Source organism: Cupriavidus sp. FW306-01-F10A, assembly GCF_058782785.1.
The window spans coordinates 201901-219767 of the sequence record NZ_JBYSYA010000007.1 but is presented as its reverse complement, the minus strand read 5'-3'; the positions used below and the strand labels follow the sequence as shown (position 1 = coordinate 219767).

The 17867-nt window shown below is 63.3% G+C and carries 17 protein-coding genes; 10 read left to right on the top strand and 7 right to left on the bottom strand.

The window, feature by feature from the left end:
• Positions 1-33 precede the first annotated feature (33 nt).
• Both AC3WLF_RS13175 and AC3WLF_RS13170 read right to left on the bottom strand, forming a co-directional pair.
• Positions 34-1182, bottom strand: coding sequence for an acyl-CoA dehydrogenase family protein (locus AC3WLF_RS13175; RefSeq protein WP_492358345.1), 1149 nt, complete (start codon positions 1180-1182; stop codon positions 34-36).
• A gap of 109 nt (positions 1183-1291) precedes the next feature.
• Positions 1292-2041 carry an IclR family transcriptional regulator gene (locus AC3WLF_RS13170; protein WP_492318029.1) on the bottom strand — a complete coding sequence of 250 codons (750 nt, stop codon included), beginning with the start codon at positions 2039-2041 and terminating at the stop codon, positions 1292-1294.
• 234 nt (positions 2042-2275) lie between these two features.
• Here AC3WLF_RS13170 and AC3WLF_RS13165 point away from each other — a divergent pair, with 234 nt between their 5' ends.
• From AC3WLF_RS13165 to AC3WLF_RS13135, 7 genes are all read left to right on the top strand, one after another.
• A complete protein-coding gene (locus tag AC3WLF_RS13165) occupies positions 2276-2680 on the top strand; it encodes a Zn-ribbon domain-containing OB-fold protein (RefSeq protein WP_492318030.1) in 405 nt (134 codons plus the stop codon).
• On the top strand, positions 2677-3825 hold the full coding sequence (locus AC3WLF_RS13160; RefSeq protein ID WP_492358344.1) for a thiolase family protein: 1149 nt from the start codon (positions 2677-2679) through the stop codon (positions 3823-3825). The genes AC3WLF_RS13165 and AC3WLF_RS13160 overlap by 4 nt, the downstream gene beginning before the upstream one ends.
• A 90-nt stretch (positions 3826-3915) precedes the next feature.
• Entirely contained in the window at positions 3916-4707 is a 792-nt protein-coding gene (locus AC3WLF_RS13155) for an enoyl-CoA hydratase/isomerase family protein (RefSeq protein ID WP_492358343.1), read from the top strand.
• A 55-nt stretch (positions 4708-4762) separates the two neighbouring features.
• Positions 4763-5575, top strand: coding sequence for an SDR family NAD(P)-dependent oxidoreductase (locus AC3WLF_RS13150; RefSeq protein ID WP_492318033.1), 813 nt, complete (start codon positions 4763-4765; stop codon positions 5573-5575).
• 46 nt (positions 5576-5621) lie between these two features.
• Positions 5622-6650: an NAD(P)H-dependent flavin oxidoreductase gene (locus AC3WLF_RS13145; RefSeq protein WP_492356332.1), complete on the top strand. Its 1029-nt coding sequence runs from the start codon at positions 5622-5624 to the stop codon at positions 6648-6650.
• A 782-nt stretch (positions 6651-7432) separates the two neighbouring features.
• The gene (locus AC3WLF_RS13140; protein WP_492318035.1) at positions 7433-8188 is read left to right on the top strand and encodes an alpha/beta hydrolase; all 756 of its coding nucleotides are present in this window, start codon (positions 7433-7435) and stop codon (positions 8186-8188) included.
• Positions 8185-8568, top strand: coding sequence for a RidA family protein (locus AC3WLF_RS13135; RefSeq protein ID WP_492318036.1), 384 nt, complete (start codon positions 8185-8187; stop codon positions 8566-8568). The genes AC3WLF_RS13140 and AC3WLF_RS13135 overlap by 4 nt, the downstream gene beginning before the upstream one ends.
• Positions 8569-8576: 8 nt before the next feature.
• Here AC3WLF_RS13135 and AC3WLF_RS13130 read toward each other — a convergent pair whose 3' ends face one another.
• Positions 8577-9293, bottom strand: a complete 717-nt coding sequence (locus AC3WLF_RS13130; RefSeq protein WP_492318037.1) for an FCD domain-containing protein — start codon at positions 9291-9293, stop codon at positions 8577-8579.
• Between the two features lie 357 nt (positions 9294-9650).
• On the opposite strand from AC3WLF_RS13130, the gene AC3WLF_RS13125 reads away from it, so the two are divergent.
• From AC3WLF_RS13125 to AC3WLF_RS13115, 3 genes are all read left to right on the top strand, one after another.
• Positions 9651-10640, top strand: a complete 990-nt coding sequence (locus tag AC3WLF_RS13125; RefSeq protein WP_492318038.1) for a Bug family tripartite tricarboxylate transporter substrate binding protein — start codon at positions 9651-9653, stop codon at positions 10638-10640.
• Positions 10641-10649: 9 nt separating this feature from the next.
• Complete coding sequence (locus AC3WLF_RS13120) at positions 10650-11609, top strand: NAD-dependent epimerase/dehydratase family protein (protein ID WP_492318039.1); 960 nt, start codon at positions 10650-10652, stop codon at positions 11607-11609.
• Between the two features lie 130 nt (positions 11610-11739).
• Complete coding sequence (locus tag AC3WLF_RS13115; RefSeq protein WP_492318040.1) at positions 11740-12834, top strand: porin; 1095 nt, start codon at positions 11740-11742, stop codon at positions 12832-12834.
• On the opposite strand, the gene AC3WLF_RS13110 is transcribed toward AC3WLF_RS13115, so the two are convergent.
• The 4 genes from AC3WLF_RS13110 to AC3WLF_RS13095 all read right to left on the bottom strand — a co-directional run bounded on the left by AC3WLF_RS13110 (position 12818) and on the right by AC3WLF_RS13095 (position 17860).
• Entirely contained in the window at positions 12818-13219 is a 402-nt protein-coding gene (locus AC3WLF_RS13110) for a hypothetical protein (RefSeq protein ID WP_492358342.1), read from the bottom strand. The genes AC3WLF_RS13115 and AC3WLF_RS13110 overlap by 17 nt on opposite strands.
• 131 nt (positions 13220-13350) lie before the next feature.
• Positions 13351-15090, bottom strand: coding sequence for a SulP family inorganic anion transporter (locus tag AC3WLF_RS13105; RefSeq protein WP_492358373.1), 1740 nt, complete (start codon positions 15088-15090; stop codon positions 13351-13353).
• A gap of 78 nt (positions 15091-15168) precedes the next feature.
• Positions 15169-16146 carry a Bug family tripartite tricarboxylate transporter substrate binding protein gene (locus AC3WLF_RS13100; protein WP_492318043.1) on the bottom strand — a complete coding sequence of 326 codons (978 nt, stop codon included), beginning with the start codon at positions 16144-16146 and terminating at the stop codon, positions 15169-15171.
• A gap of 148 nt (positions 16147-16294) precedes the next feature.
• Positions 16295-17860, bottom strand: a complete 1566-nt coding sequence (locus AC3WLF_RS13095) for a class I adenylate-forming enzyme family protein (RefSeq protein ID WP_492358341.1) — start codon at positions 17858-17860, stop codon at positions 16295-16297.
• Between the last annotated feature and the right edge of the window lie 7 nt (positions 17861-17867).

The following is a 17867-nucleotide window of genomic DNA, read 5'->3' as shown; positions in this document are numbered from 1 at the left end:
AAGGGCCTGGAGGCCCGGCGCGGCTGTTGCCGCTCAGGCGATGGCCGACATGCCCAGAATCTCGCGGCCGACGATCAGTGTCTGCACTTCGGTGGTGCCTTCTGGAATGGTGCCGCCACGCGTATCGCGGAAGATGCGTTCGATCGGGTAGTCGGTGGCGTAGCCCAGACCGCCGTGCACCTGCAGGGCCATGCTGGCCACCTCGTGCGCGGCCTCGGTCGCATACAACTTGGCAATCGACGCGGAGACACGCGTGTCCTCACCGCGGTCGAGCGCCATGGCGGCGCGATACCCGAGCGCACGGGCCGCTTCCACCCGGATCGTCATATCCACGATCATCTTCTGCACGAGCTGGAAACTGCCGATGGGACGGCCGAACTGCGTACGCGTCCTGGCGTAGTCAGTGGCGAGGTCGAGCGCGGACTGCGCCGCGCCCACGGCGCCCATCGCGATATTGACGCGCGCTCCGTCCAGGCCCTGCAGCATGCGCTTGAGCGCGCCGCCCTCCTCGCCCAGCAGGTTCTCGCGCGGCACGCGAATATTGTCGAAGCCGAGCTCGGCGGTGCCGGTACTGCGCAGCACCATGGTGTCGACGCGGCGCACCTCGTAAGGACTGACTTCGCGCTCGACCAGGAACGTCGACAACTGGCCTTCGCAGTTGTCGCTGTAGGTACGGGCCACCACGATGCCGAAGTCGGCAAACGCGCCGTTGGTAATCCAGAGCTTGCGGCCATTGAGCACGTAGTGGTCTCCGTCCAGGTCGGCACGCGTCTGGATCTGCGCGATGTTGGAACCGGTACCCGGCTCGCTGATCGCGGTAAACACCTTGCGCTCACAGGCCAGCAAGGGTTCGAGGAAGCGGGCCTTCTGATCCGGCGTGCCGACGGCAGCAAGCTTGGCGATCGGGCCGTTGGTAATGTTCAGGATGGTACGCAGCGAAAGCCAGGCGTAGCCGGCCTCCTCCATCATCATCGCCCAGGTGAGCTGGTCCAGCCCCATCCCGCCCTGTTCCTCGGACAGGCGCCCGCCGATGTAGCCGAACTGCGACAACCCCTTCAGGATCTCGAAGGGAAAGGTCTTCTCCTGATCATGCCGGCTGATCAGCGGTGCCACCTCCGCCTGCATGAATCGGCGAATGTTGTCGCGCAGCAGCCGCTGCTCGGGAGTTGCTTCGAAAAACATGGGTGTCTCCTGTAAAAGCCCGGTTGAGAAATGCATGCGGCACCGGCGGCATTGCGTGCCAGGCACCGCCGATACAAAGCCGGACACAGGAACGGTCCCATGTGCCGGCCTAATCCTTCTGGGCGGCGGGAAAAACCAGCTCCCGCGCAGCCTCGATCACCTCCAGGTACTCGTCCTTGCGGCGATTGAATCGTTCGGTGGGGCCCGCCAGCGAGATCGCCAACGGTTCGTCGCCGATCAGCCCGGCCACCGCGATGGCGGTCACCCCTTCTCCGCCCTCGTCCTCGACCCACGCCCAGCCGCGCTCACGCACTTTGGCGATCTGCTTTTCCAGCACGACCGGATTGATTTCCGTCTTTGGACCCAGCTTGGGCAGCGCGCGCAGGCGTAACTGCCGCGCCGCGTCTTCCGGCGGCAGTACCGCCAGCAGCGCCTTGCCGAGCGCCGTGGCATGCAAGGCCAGGCGCTTGCCGACGCGCAGCACGTAACGCAATTCGTAGCGGCTTTCCTGGAAGCCGGTCACCCGCACGTGAGCGCCGTCGAGCCGGCCGCACAACGAGGTCTCGCCGGTCTTGCCAGTGAGGAACTCGGTGGCCTCGGCCGCCACGGCCGCCAGCGGATCGTTGCCGGCAATGGCTTCGCAGATCGAATGGAGCCGCGTGGTGGGATAGAAGCGGCGCGTGCGCGCGGTACGCATCAGATACCCCGTCTCGGTCAGCGTATGCAGCAGGTCCGAGCAGCTGCTCTCCGGCAGGTCGAGCAGGCGCGCAAGTTCCGAGTTGGAGAGCTCGCGCTTTTCGCGCGAGAACACCTCGAAAACGGCAAGACTGCGCGCGGCGGCAGGAACAAAGCTTGGCATGGGTTCTCCGAAATTCTCGTGATGACAGGGCGGCATCCGCCCAAAGCGCACAGTCTACGAGATTTCGTACGTTCTCCCGTGTTTGACATGGGGTATTACTACGATATACTGGATACTAATCCGACCTATCGTAGTTATGCAAGATAAAGATCGGCCGATGGCACCCGCGACGTCGCGCCGACGTGCAAGCACCCGCGCGCCCGATGGGCAAACAGATACTGAAGAGGAGACACGATGCAGACTGCGGAATCCCGCTCGCCTGAAACACAAGGGGCGCCATTCCTGGCCGTACTGCGCTGCGGCGCATGCGGCAAGCCCACCTACCCCGCTTCCGCCTATGGTTGCCAGTACTGCGGCGCCGAACCCGAGCGCGGCACGGTGGAACAGATGCCCGCGCGGGGCACGCTGCGCAACTACGTGACCGTGCATGCGCCGCTGGTGCGCGACATGCCGCCGCCATTCGTTGTCGGCGAGGTCGAGTTCGCGGAAGGCATACGCGAAGAAGTGCTGCTCGACGTGGTCAGCGAATCGGAACTGGCTCCGGGCATGACGGTGCAAGGCGTGATCCGCGCCGACGCCCCGTGCGGCGACCGTTATCCGCTGCGCTTCGCGCCCGCAAGCCAGGAGGTGCAACGATGAACCGCCTGCTTCAGCAAACCCCCGTCTACGTCATCGGCATCGGACTGCATCCGTACCAGTTCGCGTCGGATACCCCTTATGTCAGCCTCGGCCTGCGCGCGCTGCGCGAGGCGCTGGCGGACGCCGGCATTGCCTGGCCAGAGGTGCAGAGCGCGTACGTAGGCACGTCGGCGATCGGCATGGCAACCGGGCGCGTCATGTTCCGCCACCTGGGCTCCACCGGCCTCGCCGTGACGCAGGTGGAAAGCGCCTCGGCATCGGGCTGCTCGGCGTTCCGCCAGGCGTGCCTGGAGGTGGCGAGCGGCATCTCGGACGTGGTGGTGGCGATGGGGGTGGACAAGTTCGGCGATGGCCGCAAGGCCGCCGACAAGGACGGCCTGCCGCACCTTGCGCCGACCGCGACCATGCCGCCGGTGAAGTTCGCGCTGATGGCGCATGAATACCTGCGCCAGCACGGCCTGAAGCCCGAAGCGATGGCACGCGTCGCGGTCAAGAACCACGGCAATGCGGCGCTCAACCCGTATGCACAGTTCCGCAAACCCCGCACACTCGAGCAGGTCATGGCCTCGCCAAAGGTGGTGGGCGACCTGACGGTGCAGCAGTGCTGCCCGCGTGGCGACGGCGCCGCTGCCGTGATCGTGGTGTCGGAGGCGGCGATCAGGCGTCTCGGCCTGGACAAGCGCCGCGCCGTGCGCGTGCTGGCATCGGTGGCGAACAGCGAGGAGCTTGAGCACGGCGATTCGTCGGCAGCCGTCGACATGGTGCGCAAGTCCACCGCGCTGGCGTATGAGCAGGCCGGCATCGGCCCGCGCGACCTGAACCTGGTGGAACTGCACGAGGCCTTCTCGATCGAGGAGCTGGTCTACACGGAAGCCATGGACCTATGCGCGCCTGGAGAAGGGGCGGCGTGGCTCGAACGCGGCGCTTCGGCCATCGGCGGCCAATGCGCGGTCAATGCATCGGGCGGCCTGCTAGGCATGGGTCATCCGACCGGACCGACCGGTATCGGGCAGATCGCCGAGATCACGCGCCAGATTCGCGGCGAGGCACACGGACGGCAACACCCGGGCGCGCGCCTGGGGCTGGCTCACATGATCGGGCTCGGCTCGGTGGCCTTCGCCCACGTCCTGGCGGCATCGCACTGACTGCCCCCGCGGGGTGGCCGGCCGCGCGTGCGACTGGCGAACCCTCACGCAAACATCGGCGCGAACATCATTCCAGGCAAGGAGACATCGATGCAGTTTGAAACCCTGTTGTACGAAGTGGTCGAGGCCGTGGCCATCATCCGGCTGAACCGCCCCGAGCGCATGAACACACTCGGCGGCTCCATGAAGCCGGATCTCGCCAAGGCGTTCTTCGAGGTGGCGCGGGACGACACCAGCGTTCGCTGCGTGGTGCTGACCGGCACCGGCGACAAGGCGTTCTGCGCCGGCGCGGACATCAAGGAGCGCGCGGGCGGCACGGCGCATCCCGCCGATTACTACGTCACGCAGCAGCGGACGCATGAGTTGTTCCGCGGCATCGAGGAATTTGAAAAGCCCGTGATTGCCGCCATCAACGGCGTGGCACTCGGAGGCGGCCTGGAACTGGCCCTGTGCGCCGACATCCGGCTGGCGGCGCGATCGGCGCGATTCGGCCTGCCCGAGATCAAGCTCGGCGTCATACCCGCCGCTGGCGGCACGCAGCGCCTGCCGCGCGTGGTCGGCCAGGCCGTGGCCAAGGAACTGATCTTCACCAGCGAACTGATCAGCGCCGACGCAGCGAAGGACATCCGCCTGGTGAACCGCGTGATCGACGATGACAAGCTGATGGACGAGGCACTGACGATGGCCAGGCGTATCGCCACGCAACCGCCGCTGGCCGTGCGCTTCGCCAAGCGGTCGGTCAACCTTGGCATGCAAGGCTCGGTCGACCTTGGCCTGCAGTTCGAGTGCTACGGCGCGGCCATGGTGATGGACAGCGAGGACAGGAAGGAAGGGATGCGCGCATTCGTCGAGAAGCGTGAACCCCGCTTCGTCGGGCGCTAAGCCGCACGCGAACGACATCGAAACATCGGAACATCGAAAACTGGAGGAGAACGGAATGGAACTGCATCTGCAAGGCAAAGTGGCCCTGGTGACTGGCGGTGGACAAGGCGTGGGTCGGCGCATCTGCCTGGAGCTCGCCGGCGAAGGTGTCAGCGTCGTGATCAACGACTACTTCCTGGAGCGCGCGCAGGCGGTGCAAAAGGAAATCGAAGCGGCAGGCGGCCAGGCGTTGGCCGTGCAGGCCGACATTGGCGACGCCGAGCAGGTGGAACGCATGTTCGCGCTGGCACGTGAGCGCTTCGGCGATGTCGACATCCTGGTGAACAACGCCGGCGTGACCGTGGCGCGTCGCACCAAGGGCGGCATGCCCCCGACGTTCATGGAAATGCCGGTGGAAGACTGGAAGGAAGTCGTCGACCTGAACGTCTATGGCGTGATGAACTGCTGCCACAGCGCCCTGCCCGGCATGCAGCGCAAGGGCGGCGGCAAGATCGTCAACATCATGTCCGAAGCCGGACGTGTCGGCGAGGCGCGCCTGGCAGTCTACTCCGGCGCCAAGGCCGCCATGCTGGGATTCGCCAAGGCGATCGCGCAGGAGCACGGCCGTGATCGCATCAACGTCAACACCATCGCACTGGGCGCGGTCTCGCACGAAGGCATCGCCAACGGCCCGCTGCATCCGTCGGCCACTCCCGAAACCGACGACCGTCTCAAGAAGATGCTTGGCGCCTATCCAATCGCACGCGGGCTGGGGAGGCTGTCACGGCCGGAAGATATTTCCGGCGTCGTGACATTCCTGGCATCGGATCGCGCGGCCTTCATCACCGGCCAGAGTCTCGGCGTGAGCGGCGGCTACGTGATGCTCTGACGCAGCTCTGACGCGCCGCATCCAGACATCCGATGGAGGAGAACACATGAGTTCGGCAGCATCCGGCCACGCGGCCGAAGGCATTTTCCGGACGCGGTTGGCCGCGCTGCTGGATATCCGCTATCCGATCCTGCTCGGCGGCATGCAACTCCTCGGCACGTCCGATGTGGTGGCGGCCGTGGTCAACGCGGGCGCGATGGGGTTCATCACCGCGCGTTCGTTCCCGAACCTCGACGCCTTTCGCGCCGATCTGCGCCGCTGCCGCACCCTGACCCGGGGCCGACACTTCGGCGTCAACGTCACGCTGTCGGCCCGCGAGGACCGCAACCGGCTGGCCGCGGCGTGGATCGACGTCGCACTGGAAGAAGGCGTGCGCGTATTCGAGAGCGCGGGCATGTCTCCCGAGCGACTGGTGGCGCCAATTCATGCCGGAGGTGGCCTGCTGATCCACAAGTGCCCGAGCGTGCGCCACGCGCTGACGGCACAGCGGCTTGGCGTGGATGCCATCGCGCTGGTGGGGCTTGAGGAAGGCGGACATCCTGGCGCCAACGAGTTGTCCGCCTTCGTCAATGGCGCGTTCGCGCTGGAACGCGTGGAGATCCCGCTCGTCATCGGCGGCGGCATCGGCAGCGGCCGTCAGATCGCCGCCGCGCTGGCGCTTGGTGCCGATGGCGTGGTGATGGGCAGCCGCTTCATGGTCGCCACAGAAATCGCCACCCACCGCGCGCTCAAGGAGCGCATCGCCGCGGCTGACGAGCATTGCTCGATTGCCATCCTGCGCAGCCTGAACGATACCTGGCGCGTGCTCGACAACGCCGCCGCGCGCGAGGTGCAACGCCTCGAAGCCGAGGGCGCCCGCACGCACGCGGCATTTGGCGACCTCATCCTGTCGTCGCGCACCCAGGAGCGCGTGTACCTGGGCGGAGAACCCGACGCCGGCATCGTCTCGCTCGGGCCGGCCGGCGGATTCGCCGATGCGATCGAACCGGCTGGAAGGATCATCGAGCGTCTGGTTGCGAATGCGTGCACTGCGTGCGAGGCCATGATGCAGCGCGTGGAGAGGGAGTGGGCGTGATGCGGCCTCATGTAGCCTACGTTCCGGCGACGCCACCTGCATCGGTCATCGAGTTGTTCTGCAATGCAGCCATGGTGGCCAGCAGACTGGCGTCGATATGCATGCCGGCTTGCTGCGGGGATCTGTGCGAACAGCCACGGTGAAATAGTCAGCGCGCATGACCGACGTGATAAACGTCTTCTCGCCGATGACGACATAGTGGTGATAGTCGACACTTACGCAGACCAATCGTCCGCGTTAGCTCAGATACCTGCCTCTCAGATCTGGTCTGTCGGCTGTCTCTCATTGAGCGTGCGTTGCAGTCTCGGGCCCTGAAGGGCAACTATCGAAAACCACGTATGTCTCTTCAGGGTCGGGACGCGCCGACTGTCAGGTACCGGTCGGAAGGCCCATTCCGGCCATGAGGAGCCGTTCGGTTGCGCTTGTGCTGAGACACTCGAACGGCCGATCGAAGGCTCGAAGCACACAAATGGCTGCGCATACGTTGCAGTGTAGGTCCATGTGACAACCCCGACTCCTCTGCACCGGCACACACATCGTGCAAAATAATTTATAAATTATGATCTTGCAAACAAGATCATTGTTGATGTACATTTTGCAAATATGCCAGGGAGCGACATATGCCGGTGGCACGCACTTGATTTGGATGCAAAGTGAAAACGTCAGACCAGTTCGTGAGTGAACCAGAGTCCTCTCAGCCACCGCTGCCCACCGCGGCCGCAGGGGCGTATGAATGTACTGTCCTTGACTGGGCGAAACACCTACCGGAAAGCGTCGTCGCTTTGCGCGACCTCACCTACGGTACCGACCAGCAGCAGCGGTTCGATGTGTTCACGGCAAGAGGGTTCCGCGACGCGCCTGTCCTGATCTTCTGGCATGGTGGTGGCTGGACGAACGGCTACAAGGAATACGTCTCGTTCCTTGCGCCTATGGTGATAAGCCTTGGCATGGTCTTGGTGGCGCCCACGTATCGGCTGGCGCCGGCCCACAGCTTGCCCGCAGCGTTTGACGACGCGGTGCTGCTCCTGGCCACGGTGCAGAAGAGCATTGCCACTTGGGGCGGCTCTCCCTCTCAAGTGTATCTTTCAGGCCATTCGGCGGGCGGCGGTATTGCGGCAATGGCGGCGATGCGAAAGCCACAACTGCGCGCGATGGGCGTTGACCAGCAGGCCATTCGCGGTTGCCTGCCCATCAGTGGCATCATGAACCTGCACCACCCGAACCCGGCGCCCGGGAGTCTTGAGGAGCGGGTGTACACCGCATTGCTCGATTCGCAGGAGCTGGATGCGGCAATGAGTCCGCTGACGTGGTCTGCTGGCAATACCGTTCCGATGGTGCTCAGCTACGGCGAACATGACAGCGAGCGGGTGATCCGCTCCAATCTCGCCATGTACGCCATGCTGAGGATGCAGCCGGCACCCGTTGATTGCTACATGCTCGCGGGCGAGGATCATTTCCGCACACATACTGCGCTTTCCGACCCTTCCCACCCTTGGTATGCGCGGCTCGCGCAACTCGTCAAGGAGACCTCACAGTGAAGCAGGTCATTGAGACTGGCTTGCCCGCCCCGGCACAGCCATTTTCCTGGGCGACCCAGGCCGCAGGTCTGCTGTTCACGGCGCACGGTCCAGTCCGTCCGGACGGGTCGGTGGATACCGGCGATATCGCCCGGCAGGCGCGCCTGACGTTTGAGAACCTGAAGTTAGCGACCGAAGCAGCGGGCGCGGACCTGAACGATGTGGTGCAGGTGCTGATCACCCTGCTGGAAGCCGTTGACGTGCCGGTAGTCGATGCGGTCTATAGAGAGTTCTTTGCCCCGCCTTATCCAAATCGTTCGACGGTGATCGCCAAGGCATTGGTAGTGCCAGGCATGCGCATCGAAATCGTGGCCTACGTCGCGCTGCCCGACAAGCCCTGAAATTAGGGCTAGTCGGCAAAGCGCTTGCTGAGGACTTCGGCCGTGCGCATCAGGTGGTGCCGCAGCAGCGCGGAGGCCTTCTCCGTGTCGCGCGCGAGCACCGCCTCCATGAGGTCCAGGTGTTCCTTCAACACGTCGTCGGCCAGTTCCTTGCTCGAGCGCGGGTAGGCAAGGCGAATTCGACGATACCGCTCAGAATGGTCGACCAGTTGTTCGTCGATGCGCAGTAGCCACTTCGACGTAGCCGCTGCAACCAGCGCGAGGTGAAAGCGCCGGTGAGCCGTTTCCCACAGTTCCACTGCGACCGTGTCCGATGCATCGGTCGGCAGCCGCGCTCTGGTCAGCTTGTAATAGGCGGCCATGATGTTCGCGCCCCAGTCATCGTCGCCATGCTCAATGGCATCGGCCAGCAGGAGCAGTTCGATCGAGGTGCGCGCATGCATCAGATCGAGCAGATCACTCCTGGAGAGCTTGGTCACGCTGAAGCCCCTTTGCCCCTCATTGCTGACTAGTCCTTCGCCGCAGAGGAGCATTAGGGCCTCGCGGATCGGGCTCACGCCGAGTTCGTAGCGTTCCTGCAATGCCTGCAGGCGAAGCTTTTCTCCAGGGGGCAGGCTGCCCGCAATGATGTCTGCGCGCAGCAGTTGATACGCCTTCTCGGAAATGGTCTGGGTTGGCGCCGGCTCTGCGTGCTGCAGCCTGCGCGGCAAATCGGAAGTCCGCATGATTTGTTGTTGGATGGATGAGCGGCAAGGGCTGGCCGGTATCTATAGGACACCTGCAATTTCATAAATTTACCTCCAACAACGAAATTTTGCACTATCCGGAGACCAGAGCGGGTGCCGCCGATCGGTAGGATTACCAATTCGGGCCTGAATTTCGCCCGTGTGCAGCCGGAAAAGAGCCATTTCCGCACCCTTTGCCTACGCAGGGTAAACGCCATCTTTTATTCAATAAATCTAAATTTATAATTTCTACGGGTTTTCATTGAAACGTTGTTTCATATATGAACATGGTGCGGTAAGCGCCGGAATTGCTGTGAGGCCCGGCGGGCCGCAATGCACCTAGAGGAGTTGGATCACATGAAGAAATCCGCGAGACGCCGGGCATTGGTTGGCCTGGCAGCGATTACCACCCTACTTGCGGCGGGCGGAGCCACTGCGCAGGGCAGCTATCCAACCAAGCCGGTCACGCTTCTCGTGGCCTATCCAGCCGGCGGCGATACTGATGTGCTGGCACGCCTCTTTGCCGAGAAGCTGACTGCGCGGCTTGGGCAGCCCGTCGTGGTGGAGAACCGCACCGGCGCCGGCGGAACCATTGGCACGGCTTACGTGGCAAAGGCTGCGCCGGATGGCTATACGCTGCTGTTCGCCCCGAACACAATCTCAATCTCTCCGCACGTGCTGCGGCCCGGCACGGGCGCCTCCTACGACCCGCGCAAGGATCTGACGCCGATCACGCTACTTGGCACGCAATCGCTGTTCGTTGTGGTCAATAAGGCCGCCGGTGTCACCCGGATGGAAGACTTCGTCACGCATGCTAAAGCCGGTACGCTGAAAACCTATGGCAGTCCGGGCAACGGGTCGCCAATGCACATACTGGCGGAACTGTTCAACAAATCGGCCGGCATCAAGCTCACCCAGATCCCCTACCGCGGCAGCGCCCCCGCGGTGGTCGACTTGCTGGGCGGGCAGGTGCCGATGATGTACTCCACGCTTGGGCCGGTGTCCCAGTACTTCCCGTCGGGCAAGCTGATTCCGCTGGCCGTCGCGGATAAGAAGCGTTCGCCATTCGCGCCGAACGTGCCGTCCCTGGCCGAGCTTGGCTACAAGGATGTCGAGGTTGGTGCCTGGCAGGCCGTGGTGGGTCCGAAGGGCATGTCCCCGGAACTGGTTCTGACGCTGAACAAGCACTTCAACGACATCCTGAAGATGCCGGACGTCGTCGCCAGGATGGCAACGGTTGCCGTGACGCCGCAGGGCAGCGACCCAGCCTCCCTTGGCAAGCTGATCGCTGCTGACTACGAGCGCTATGGCCGGATCGTCAAGGAATTCGGCATTCAGGCCGACTGAGGAGCTGCCATGACGATATTAGTCACCGGCGCCGGCCTGATCGGCCGTCTGACCGCCGCACAGTTGCTGGCCCGGGGAGAATCTGTGCTGCTCGCCGACGTGAGGCGGCCCGATTCCGCTGAACTGGGCGCGCTGCCGCTGGCATTGTGCGATGTGACCGACTACGACGCATTGTCCCGCCTGGTGGACGAGCATGGGGTCACCGCTATCGTCCATACGGCGGCCTTGCTTTCCACTGCCATTCGCAAGGATCCACTCGCCGGCATCCGGGTCAATACGATGGGAACGGCAAACGTTCTTGAGCTGGCACGCCAGCGTAAGCTCTCGCGTGTCGTGATTGCCAGCTCGACCACCGTCATGTACTCAGCCTTCCCGTCCCTGCCTGCCACACCGATCGCCGAGGATTTCCCGTTGCGGGTCCTCAGCGAACGGCCTGGCAGTATCTATGCGGCCACCAAGCTGGCTGGCGAGCATCTCGCGCTCGCCTACGCCTCGCTCTATGACGTCGATGCGGTCGTGCTGCGCTACGGCGCTGTGCTCGGCGCGGGACGGGACGCGGTCACCAGTGTGCCGGGCCGGTTACTGGCCACGCTGCTCGAAGCCGGACGCACCGGAGTGTCTGCAAGGCTGGACGACTCGATCCTGTTGTGGAACGGCTGTGAGGAATTTATCGATGCCCGGGACTGCGCTATCGCCAACATCGCTGCACTGACCGCACCGGCGCCGCGCCAACGCGTGTACAACATCGCTACCGGCGAATGGTTCTCGGTTGAAGCGTTCATCGATGTCGTGCGCCAATGTTATCCGGCGCTGCAGACCACCGAGCTCAGGCTGCCCGAGGGCGGCTTTGCCGGATTTCCGTATGCACGACCGGCGCCGTCCGACGTCAGTGCCGCTCGCCGAGAAATCGGCTTCAAGGCCACCTATTCGCTACTAGAGACCACGCGGCACTTCGCGGCAACGCTGTAGATCTGCGCCGCACCCGACGGGATCCCAACCAGGAGCAGGCTCACAGTCCACCAGCTGATTGGCGCCCTCGTGCGCGCCACGCTCAAATTTAGATATTCCATAAATATTTGCATATTTTAAAAAATTTAGAATGAAAACCGACATGGGAATGAAGCGGGCGATGTTGGCAAGATGCGTGCTCGGCGCGGCGGTGGCATTCGGCGCAGGTGGGCACTCGATCTATGCCGCGGCGCAGTCGTCCAGCGTGAATCTGTATGGCGTAGCGGACGTCGGGCTGGTACACGAAAACGGCGCGGCAGCTGGTTCGGTAACAAAGGTCACGAGCGGCATGATGTCAGGCTCGCGCGTTGGCATGCGCGGACGCGAGGAATTAGGCGGGGGCACGGCAGCGTTCTTTACGCTGGAAGCCGGCATCCTGATGGATACTGGCACATCAGGTCAGGGCGGCCTACTGTTCGGCAGGCAGGCCTACGTCGGACTCGACGCATTGCCGGGCCGCATCACGATGGGGCGGCAATACACAACGCTGGCGCTGGCACAAGTGGAGTTCGATCCGTTTGTGACTGGCTTGGCCGGCACGTCTGCAAACCTGATTTCAGCCGGCGGTCGAGGCGGCAGCAACCGCGTCGACAACGCCCTTAAATACAACCTGCCGGGCACACTCGGCGGCCTCGATGGCGAACTCTCCTATAGCTTTGGCGAAGTGCCCGGCAGCGCGGCCACCAACAGCCAGTTTGGCGCGGCACTCGGTTACTCGGGGGGGAACTTCCAGGGGCGTGTTGCATACGCGGACGCCCATGACGCCAACGGCCCTGGCAGGAATGCACGGGAAGTGTTCTTCGGTGCCAAGTACGACTTCGGGCTCGCGACGGGCTACTTCAACTACGTGATCAACCGGGGCGCCATCGTACCGGGCACGCCCAACTTCAAATCGGAAGACGTGTTGGTGGGGGCTTCGATTCCAGTCGGCGCCGGGCGGGTCGTGACGTCATACATCTACAAGAACGATCGGACCGACGCCAACAACGATGCCCATCAGTTTGCAATCGGCTACGTACATAGCCTCTCCAAGCGGACCAGGCTCTATACGTCCTACGCTCACATCTGGAACCGCGCGGCGAACACGGCCAAGTCCGGCTTCTACCGCGTATGGAATGCCAATGACGTCGGCAACCCACTCGCCGGAAACTCTGCCTTCAACGTTGGCATCAACCACAACTTCTGACCTCTCTGCCGCCTACCGTCCGGTGGGGTAGTGCCCACCGGCCTTCTTGCCCGATGCCAGCCAATGCTCGCATCAGGCCTTTCTCCGAGGCAGGCACCTGATTAAAGAGCGCAGGCCTGATCATGTTGTTGCTGGTTCTGTTGCATTCAACGGCAGGCATGCCCGATAAGGTGCCGGCGACGACTCCTACCTCGATGACCGCTTGAATCTCAAAAGCTGCCGTTGGTCGTTTTTGAAAGCGAAGTCCGATATGGGTCGGGAGCGGAAGTTCGACGCCGCGGCGGAGGTCGGCGACCGATGGACTTCCGGGTTCGGCCATCTCCGGACGCTCGCCTTTCGCTTCACTCCAACATTCGAGCGGCGGTTGTGCCTTGGAAAACGCCATTGTAGGTGCGCATTACAGGTGGACTCTAATCTGCTGTGCGATATGTCCGAGTGCCTCGTATTCGAAGCGAAGCATGATCTCGCCTGCTCACATGGCCACGGCGGCAATTCGATCGGGAAAAGCATTCGCGTTCAGCTGATTCCTTCTCTGATGGGCCGGTTCGCGCATTCCTCAAAGATGCGCACGCCGCACCCCGCGCAGATGTCAGGGTCGAGCCGCGCGATGACGGCGTGCAGGGCCTGGCGCTTGGTCGGGAAGACATGGTTATCGCCCAGCTTGGCGCGAAAGCCGGTCTGTTCCCAGGTCCGCTGCACCTGCGCGCGCGGGCGGTGGAAGTACAGATCGCCGCCCGCGGCGCGGCGCTCGGTCAGCTCGCTTTCCCACATCTCCGCGCCTGCCAGGTCGATGAAGTTCATGCTCTTCGTCATGACCAGCAAATGGGTCTGGCCAGGACTGACCGTGCGCAGCCGATGCAGGCAGTCGGCCACATACTGCACTGCGCCGAAGAAGATCGCGCCTTCCATGCGCAGTAGCTTCAGCTGCGGACATTCGAGCCGGAGCCGCGGCAGTTCGTCCAGCGGGGTGAAGCGGCGGTCGGGGTCGTCCGCATCCGGCACCAGGCTGCGCACGGCGGGTCGCGAGGTGCGGTACAGATAGGCCACCAGCGAGAGCGTAGCTCCGAGCAGCACGGCCATCTCCAGGCGGATCACCAGCGTGGCCGCGAAGGTGCCGAGCGCGATAGCGAACTCGGTTCGGCTCAGGCGTGCGATGCGCCTGAGTCGGGCGAAATCGAACAATCCCCATGCCACCAGGATCAGCGTAGCAGCAATGGCCGCGAGCGGAATCTGCGCCAGCAGCGGCGCGCTGACGCTCACCAGCGCCACCAGTAGCAGGGAGGAAAACACACTGGCCAGCGGCGTCTGCGCACCGGCCTCGAAGTTGGGCATGGAGCGGTTAAGCGAACCGCAGGAGACATAGGAGGAGAACAGGCCACCGGCAATGTTGGACAGGCCCTGTCCGATGAATTCGCGGTTGGCATCCACGTGCTGACCGGAACGCAGCGCTACTGCCTTGGCGATGGAAATCGACTGGCCGAGCGCGACGATGGTCAGCGCGGCAACCACGCCCGGCAGGGCGGGAATGATTTGCCAAGGAGTACTCGGTAAATGAAAGCGTGGGATCGCCGAGGGGATCTGGCCAATCACATTCACATGGCCGCCCAGGTCCGTGGCGTTCAGCACCAAGGCGAAGCCATAGCCGGCCAGCAGGCCGAGCAGAGTGAAGGGCAGCCGGCGTGAAACGCGCTTGACCACCAGCGTGACTACCAGCGTGACAGCGCCGACCGCGGAGGCACCCCAATGGACGCTGGACATGTTCTCGAACAGGAAGCGCACCACGCCAAACGCATTGGTGCCGGTGGGCACCGGCAATCCGAACAGGTCCTTGAGCGCATACAACGCGATCAGGGTGGCGGCACCGCAGGTGAACCCCAGCAGCACCGATGGAGAGATGAAGTTGGCAAGGGACCCCAGCCGCAGCGCGCCGACCGCCAGTTGCAGCACGCCAACCAGAATGGTCACCGCCAGCACCAGACTGATGTACTCGGCGCTGCCAGCGATGGCGAGCGGGCTCAACATGGCGAACAAGGCCAGGGAGTTGGCATTGGTCGGGCCCGACATCACATGCCGGCTCGATCCAAACAAGGCCGCGACGATGCATGGGACCACCGCCGTATAGATGCCGTACTGCGGCGGCATGCCGGCCAGTGTGGCAAAGGCAACCCCTTGCGGCAGGACCAGCACGGCACCAAGCAGACCGGCCATCAGGTCGGCACGCAGCGATTCGGAACTGATGCCGCGGTGCCATGGCATCAGGAAACTGGCGAGACGATTAGCGGCTGTAGCGGGCAACAGCGACGCACCGGGAAGTGAAGGCATCGATTGAAAAGCTCAGTCAGCCACGACCAGATTGGCTGACTTGGCGGCCGACGTCATCCACGCAAGGTCCGCAACGATCCCATTATCCACTTCAGCAGCCGTTGATGGTCTGACCTCGCTTCCAGCCGCAGCAAAGCTTTCCCGCAGATCAGGCTCTCTCAGGACAGCGCTGACCACGGCAGAGAGCGCTTCAATGACATGCGCGGGCGTCCCCTTTGGTGCAGCGAGGGCGCCCCAGAAAACGAGATTCAGTCCCTGGATGCCCAACTCGGCCAGCGTGGGCGTATCGGGCAGCGCCGCCGTGCGCTTCTCATCGGTAACGGCGAGCACGCGAACCAGCTTCTTCTGTGCAAAGCTGGCAACGACGGGCACCGCACTGATGGCGAACTGCACGTCGCCGCGGGAAAGAGCGGTCAGCATGTCGGGCCCACCCTTGAAAGGTACGGGTACCACGTCCAGGTTGAAATGCCTTGCGAACTTGACGCTTGCCAGGTGCTCCAGCGTTCCGGGCCCGGGCGTAGCGTAGTTCACCTTCCCGGGGTTCGCGCGGGCATACTCGATCAGCTCCTTCAAGGTCCGATAGGCGCTGTTGGGAGGTATGGCAAATGCCCCAGGGGTCATGCTGGTTCGGCCGATGGGCGCCAGTTGCTTGAGCAGGTCGTAGCGACGCAGCGACGCTTGCGCTGCCACCATGCCCGAATTCAGGGCGATCAGGGTGTAGCCGTCCGCAGGAGCTCTCGCTATCGTCTGCATGGCAATCTGATAAATCCCGCCCGGCTTGTTGTCCACCACAACCGACTGGCCGAGGCGCTTCTGTAGCGAAACGCAGAGTTTCCGAACCAGGACATCCGCGGCGCCACCGGCTGGCAGCGGAACGATGACGGTGATAGGCCGTGATGGGAAGGCGCCTGCCGCCAGGACTTTCGTTGCGGGGATCGCCAGCATGCAGGCGGCGCATTTCAGGATGTCGCGGCGGGTAAAGCTCGTCATGGAATTGGCCTCCATTGAAACGGCGTCAGTAAGGCCGACCTTCCTTGCATTGCCACGCAAACTTGATCAGAAGGCGGCGTACGGATTCTGGCGCCCGTGAAACGGTGCCAGGCATCGAACCGTGTGCAGCGCAATCGGTTGCCAGAATTCAGCCAGCGGTATCACGGGATTCGCCATTTCCGGATCTGAATCCGTGCAACAGCTCGCGCTTGAGTACTTTGCCAATTGCGCTGCGAGGCAACTCGGCGGTGAGATGCACCGCTGCAAGCCGCTGCATCTTGCCCAGCCGGTCGTTGACCCACAGGAGCAACGCCTCACTTGTAGGCGCCTGGCCTGGCCGAACCACCACAAATGCCACGGGAGTCTCCCCCCATCTTTCCGAGGGGACGCCTACCACCGCGACATCCGCTACCGCGGGATGCAGAATGAGCTCCGCTTCAAGATCACTGGGAAAGATATTGAAGCCACCGGAAATGATCATGTCCTTCTTGCGATCGACAAGCACAAGGAAGCCGTCCTCATCGAAGCGTCCCATATCACCAGTGCGGATAAAGCGCTCACCCTGGGGGCTGTACCATTCAGCCTCGGCGGTCCTCTCTGGCTGATTTTGGTAGGCAGACATCATTCCCGCGGATTTGCCCACAATCTCTCCAACCGCACCAGATGGGAGTTCGTTTCCGTGCTCATCGATGACACGAATGTCAGAGCCGGGCGCTGGCTGCCCCACGGTATGCAGCTTGTCAGGAAACGCATGCGCGGCGAGCATGCACGTGCCGCCCCCTTCCGTCATGCCATACAGTTCGACCAGCCCGCCGGGCCAGCGCCTTAGCACGTCGGCCTTGAGTTCGGCAGAGAAAGGCGCGCTAGTGCAAAACTTGGTGCGGAAGCTCGACAAGTCGTAGCGCTCGAATTCCGGATGGGCCAGCAACCGCCGATACTGGACCGGCACCAGCATGGTGTTTGTCACGCGGTATTGCTGGGCAAGTTCGAGGTAGTCAATGACATCGAACTTGTCCATCAGGATGACGGTGCCACCCAGCGCCAGGGTCGGGATGAAGCTGACCAGTGTCGTATTGGAGTACAGGGGCGTCGAAAGCAGTGTCACCGAATCCTGACCGTAACCGGTGAGCGCGCTTCGGCACACATGGTTCCACCGCATCCCGTGCGATTGCACGACGCCCTTGGGGGTGCCGGTCGTCCCTGAAGAGTAAATGATGTTGAAGGGCTGCTGGGCCGTGACTGGCACATCAGCCGGGGGCTTTCCGGCGGGGCCGAGCCAGTCCACGAAAGCCTGCGTATCCAGCCTGGCCAGCCTCACATTGCCGAGTTCTGCGGCAACGCCTTCCAGCATCGCAGCCACGACGGCATCGGCAAACAGGATGCCGGCATTGGCGTCGGCCACCATCCCAGCCAGGTTTGCTGCAGTCGAAGACGGCGCCAGCGGCGCAACGACTGCGCCAGCCCGCAAGGCGCCGAGAAAGACGGCGGCATATTCGACGGACGAAGCTGCGCAGATGGCGACAGCTTCCCCCGAACGGACCCCATCGCGTTGCAAGGTGGACGCGACCTGATCCACCATCGCATCCAGTTCCCGGTAACTGATTTTCCGGCAGCGATGAATGAGTGCGGTGCGATCGCCCCCCTTCAACGCATGTTCCCGAATCAGCGCGGACATGCTGGTGAACGGCCGCTCCATTGTGGTGGCAGCTTGCATAGTGATA

Bases quoted from the DNA above. Each gene is read 5' to 3' on its own strand.
- AC3WLF_RS13175 (WP_492358345.1), bottom strand. From the start codon at position 1,182: ATGTTTTTCGAAGCAACTCCCGAGCAGCGGCTGCTGCGCGACAACATT.
- AC3WLF_RS13170 (WP_492318029.1), bottom strand. From the start codon at position 2,041: ATGCCAAGCTTTGTTCCTGCCGCCGCGCGCAGTCTTGCCGTTTTCGAG.
- AC3WLF_RS13165 (WP_492318030.1), top strand. From the start codon at position 2,276: ATGCAGACTGCGGAATCCCGCTCGCCTGAAACACAAGGGGCGCCATTC.
- AC3WLF_RS13160 (WP_492358344.1), top strand. From the start codon at position 2,677: ATGAACCGCCTGCTTCAGCAAACCCCCGTCTACGTCATCGGCATCGGA.
- AC3WLF_RS13155 (WP_492358343.1), top strand. From the start codon at position 3,916: ATGCAGTTTGAAACCCTGTTGTACGAAGTGGTCGAGGCCGTGGCCATC.
- AC3WLF_RS13150 (WP_492318033.1), top strand. From the start codon at position 4,763: ATGGAACTGCATCTGCAAGGCAAAGTGGCCCTGGTGACTGGCGGTGGA.
- AC3WLF_RS13145 (WP_492356332.1), top strand. From the start codon at position 5,622: ATGAGTTCGGCAGCATCCGGCCACGCGGCCGAAGGCATTTTCCGGACG.
- AC3WLF_RS13130 (WP_492318037.1), bottom strand. From the start codon at position 9,293: ATGCGGACTTCCGATTTGCCGCGCAGGCTGCAGCACGCAGAGCCGGCG.
- AC3WLF_RS13125 (WP_492318038.1), top strand. From the start codon at position 9,651: ATGAAGAAATCCGCGAGACGCCGGGCATTGGTTGGCCTGGCAGCGATT.
- AC3WLF_RS13120 (WP_492318039.1), top strand. From the start codon at position 10,650: ATGACGATATTAGTCACCGGCGCCGGCCTGATCGGCCGTCTGACCGCC.
- AC3WLF_RS13115 (WP_492318040.1), top strand. From the start codon at position 11,740: ATGAAAACCGACATGGGAATGAAGCGGGCGATGTTGGCAAGATGCGTG.
- AC3WLF_RS13110 (WP_492358342.1), bottom strand. From the start codon at position 13,219: ATGGCGTTTTCCAAGGCACAACCGCCGCTCGAATGTTGGAGTGAAGCG.
- AC3WLF_RS13105 (WP_492358373.1), bottom strand. From the start codon at position 15,090: ATGCCATGGCACCGCGGCATCAGTTCCGAATCGCTGCGTGCCGACCTG.
- AC3WLF_RS13100 (WP_492318043.1), bottom strand. From the start codon at position 16,146: ATGACGAGCTTTACCCGCCGCGACATCCTGAAATGCGCCGCCTGCATG.
- AC3WLF_RS13095 (WP_492358341.1), bottom strand. From the start codon at position 17,860: ATGCAAGCTGCCACCACAATGGAGCGGCCGTTCACCAGCATGTCCGCG.